The organism is uncultured Caballeronia sp. (genome assembly GCF_964243625.1).
Lineage (GTDB): Bacteria > Pseudomonadota > Gammaproteobacteria > Burkholderiales > Burkholderiaceae > Caballeronia.
Genome location: NZ_CAXTGZ010000398.1, coordinates 1,566 through 5,765 on the forward strand (window position 1 = coordinate 1,566; position 4,200 = coordinate 5,765).

At 60.8% G+C, this 4,200-nt stretch carries 3 protein-coding genes and 1 pseudogene (1 of these 4 cut by a window edge); all 4 read left to right on the plus strand.

Features of this window, described 5'->3' with window-relative positions; genetic code table 11:
• Window positions 1–365 (plus strand): annotated as a pseudogene (xseA, locus tag ACFFAR_RS22825) (exodeoxyribonuclease VII large subunit); it begins 1,017 nt to the left of the window's first position.
• Between the two features lie 242 nt (window positions 366–607).
• Entirely contained in the window at window positions 608–1,189 is a 582-nt protein-coding gene (gene sodB, locus ACFFAR_RS22830; protein WP_062000201.1) for a superoxide dismutase [Fe], read from the plus strand.
• A 193-nt stretch (window positions 1,190–1,382) separates the two neighbouring features.
• Window positions 1,383–2,891 (plus strand): ATPase domain-containing protein, encoded by a 1,509-nt coding sequence (locus tag ACFFAR_RS22835; protein WP_375508519.1) that lies wholly within the window; start codon window positions 1,383–1,385, stop codon window positions 2,889–2,891.
• Window positions 2,892–2,893: 2 nt separating this feature from the next.
• Window positions 2,894–4,200 (plus strand): PAS domain-containing protein (locus tag ACFFAR_RS22840; protein ID WP_375508520.1); only part of this gene is annotated, 1,307 nt, incomplete at its 3' end.

Here is a 4,200-nt window from a genome sequence, read left to right on the forward strand (position 1 = left end):
GTCCGGTGCGTGATGCCCGCGCACGCTTCGCGCTCGTGCACATGCGCTGGCAACGCTGGCGTCCCGATCTCGCCGCCGAGCGTGAACATCTGATGCGGCTCGCGCAGCGCCTGGGCGACTCGCAAGGCCGCAGGCACGAACGTGCGGCGGCGCGGGTGTCGGAGTTATCGGCGAGATTGCAGGTGCTGAGTCCGCAACGCACGCTCGAGCGTGGCTACGCCGCGTTGATCGATACGCAAACGGGGCGCGCGGTGCGTTCACCGAATGCGCTGAAGCCGAAGCGGCCGCTGACCGTGCATCTCGCAGAAGGCGCGGCGGATGTCTTGCTCGCCGATGTACAACCCCGTTTATCCGACGAATTCTGAGCCCGGCACGCTCCATGCACGCGTTGGAAAGCGGCTGCGGATCATGGCTCCAAAGGCCCGTAGTTTTGACGGGCTAGCGTGTCTGCAGGAGCGTTTTTTACGCGGCTGCCATGGCTTCGTAATCGATCATGCTCATAAAAACCCGCAATTTGCGGGGTTATCCCAACTCGCCTACAATCGAGTGCTCCATTGCTTCACTCCTCACGTCCCCCAATAATTCAACATAGAAGGAAGCTCGCACCATGGAACATACCCTCCCGCCGTTGCCGTTCGAAAAGAACGCGCTTGCTCCGAACATGTCGGAAGAAACGCTTGAGTATCACTATGGCAAGCATCATCAAACCTATGTGACGAACCTGAACAAGCTGATTCCGGGTACCGAATTCGAAAACCTGCCGCTCGAAGAAATCGTCAAGAAGGCATCGGGCGGCGTGTTCAACAACGCAGCCCAGGTCTGGAACCACACGTTCTTCTGGAACAGCCTGTCGCCCAAGGGTGGCGGTGCTCCGGCCGGCGCGCTCGCCGACGCGATCAACGCCAAGTACGGCTCGTTCGACAAGTTCAAGGAAGAGTTCGCGAAGGTCGCAACCGGCACGTTCGGTTCGGGCTGGACGTGGCTCGTGAAGAAGCCGGATGGCTCGCTCGATATCGTCTCGACCAGCAATGCCGCTACGCCGCTGACCACGGACGCGAAAGCGCTCCTGACCATCGACGTCTGGGAACACGCGTATTACATCGACTATCGTAATGCACGTCCGAAGTTCATCGAAGCATTCTGGAATATCGCGAACTGGGAATTTGCATCGAAGAATTTCGGTGCCTGAGCTTTCACAAGCTACTTGATTCGTCAGCAATAACCGTTCGGAACGGCATGGGGTCTAAAAATTCACGCCGCGTCCGAACTGAAAAGCCCTCTGCATAGAGGGCTTTTTTGCGTTAAGCGTCCGCCGGAGGTGGGCCTGTTCCTTGCTCCTGCCTTGCGGTATTGCGAAAGCGTGCATATCGACGATTAATATTATGAGAAATAAACGCCAGCCGGTGCCTGCTACGCCACGTATGTCGACCGGCGTTGACGGACTCGACAATATACTGGGCGGAGGCCTGACGCCTAACCGCGTCTATCTGGTGGAGGGGTCACCGGGGGCGGGCAAAACCACCTTGGCGCTGCAATTTTTACTCAAGGGCGCAGAGGTGGGCGAGGCCGGGCTTTACATCACGCTGTCCGAGACGCGCTCGGAACTGCTCGCCGTAGCCGATGCCCACGGCTGGGAAGTCGACGCCATTTCCATTGTCGAGCTGCTTTCGGACGAAGGGCTGGACCCCGAGTACGAACAGTCGGTCCTGCATCCCGCGGAAGTGGAGCTTGGTGAGACCGTCAAGAACGTGATGCATCAGGTCGAGGCGATCAAGCCTGCCCGGATCGTGCTGGACAGCTTGTCGGAATTGCGGCTGCTCTCGCAAAATCCGCTTCGATACCGCCGGCAAATCCTCGCGCTGAAGCGCTACTTCGCAACGCGCGACTGCACGGTCCTCCTGCTCGACGACAACACCTCCGACCCAAGCGACCTTCAGCTTCACAGCATCGCGCATGGCGTGGTCAGCCTGGATCAGCTCGTACACGATTACGGCGGCGCGCGCCGCAGGCTGCGTGTGGCGAAGATGCGGGGCCTCAAGTTTCGCGAGGGGTTCCACGATTTCACGCTGGAGACGGGCGGTATCGATGTGTATCCGCGGCTGGTCGCGGCCGAGCATCACGCGGAATTTTCCAGCACGCCGTTGAGCACGGGATCGGAGGGCCTCGACGCGTTGCTCGGCGGCGGCCTCATTCCTGGCACAAACACGTTGCTGATCGGGCCATCGGGCGTGGGGAAAACGACCACCGTGGTGTGCTGCCTGATGGCGGCGTTAAAGCGCGGCGAGCGCTGCATGTACTACCTTTTCGATGAAACCCTCCGCACGCTCTTGCTGCGTTCCAAGGCGCTCGGCATGGACCTCTCGCCGTTCCTTGAAAGCGGCCAGTTAACCTTGCGCCAGATCGATCCAGCGGAAATGTCGCCAGGACAGTTCACAAGCGATGTGCGTGACGCCGTGGAAGAGGAGGGCGTGCGTTATGTGGCCATCGACAGTTTGAATGCGTACCTTCAGGCGATGCCTGGCGAGCGTTATCTGTTGTTGCAGATGCATGAACTGCTCGGCTACCTGAACCAGCGCGGCGTGGTGACCATGCTCGTGCTCGGGCAGCATGGAATCGTGGGCGAGGTGGAGACGGATATCGATATCAGCTATCTCAGCGATACGATGATCCTGTTCCGCTATTTCGAGCATCAGGGCGAAGTCCTGACCGCGCTTGCGGCTGTCAAGAGCCGTGGCAGCGCGCACGAGCGCACGATCCGGCAATTCCGGCTGGCTCGCGGAGGGATAGAAGTGAGCGAAGCGCTGCGCGATTTCGATGGCGTGCTGGCCGGACTGCCGTCGTATCGTGGCGACACCGAAATCCTCGGGCGTGTTGGTCGTAAGGACGCGTAGCTGTGGAGAACCGAGTCCTGATCCTTGCCCCCCGCGGCCGAGATGCCGACGTCATCGGTGAAGTCCTGAGCCGCGACGGCCGCAAATGTCTGGTGTGCACCGACGCAGCAATGCTAAATGCCGAACTGCGCGCAAGCGCGGGCACGGCGTTGATTGCTGAAGAAGCCCTCACCGACGACGACATGCCGCAGTTTTTCCACTGGCTCGAACAGCAGCCGACCTGGTCCGATTTCCCACTCATCCTGCTCGCCACGAAACGCATGGAACGGCGTCCAAAGCACGCGCTCGAATTGCTCGAAAAGCTCGGCAACGTGATTGTGCTCGAACGGCCGCTGCATGCCGAAACTTTGCGGCGCGCGGTGGCGTCTTCGTTGCGCGCGCGGATGAGGCAGTACGAGGCGCGGCGTCAGCTTGTCGAGCGCGTTGAATCGCAGGAGCGGTTGCATCTGGCGCTCGCGGCCGGACGGCTGGGATCGTGGGAACTCGATGTCGAGACTGGCGCGCTGCGCTCAACCGAGGCGTTTCGCAAGATCTTCGGGCTCAAGGCGCCGACTGTGGATTACGCGCAGCTCGTGGAAGCAATTCATCCTGAAGACCGCGAGATGCGTCACAGGGCGCTCGAACGCTGCATCGAAGAGAACACGAATCTCTCGGTGGAATATCGGGCGATGTGGCCGGACGGATCGATACATTGGGTCGAGTCACGCGGCCATCCAATGCGCTCTGTTAATAGCACGACCGGCGCGGTGACGACGAGAATCATCGGTGTATCGCTCGATGTCACCGACCGGCACGCGGTCAACGAAAAGATCCTCGCAAGCCAACTCGTGGTCGAGCGTCTTAACGACACCCTAGAAAGCCGGATCGCCGAGCGGACGCAGGAACTGGCGTCGGCGAACGACCGGCTCATGAAGGAAATCAACGAACGCGCAAAGGTCCAGGCGGTGCTCGTGCAGGCGCAAAAAATGGAAGCGCTCGGGCAACTGACGGGTGGTATCGCGCACGATTTCAATAACCTACTGAACGTGATCATGGGCAACGCCGATCGGCCCGAGCTAGCCGGGGAACTGGAGGAAAGCTTCTGCCGGATGGATCCCCTCATCGCCCGCGGGTTTGCCCGCACCACCTTCCTGGGCGACAATCGGGCGGACCTGCCGAAGGTGACCCTGCCCACGCTCATCCTCCAATGCATCGAAGACGTGATCGCCCCGCCCGCTGTGGGCGACTACGTCCACCGCCAAATTGCGGGCAGCACCCTGGTCCGCCTGCGGGCGACCGGTCATTGCCCGAACCTGAGCGCTCCCGCGGA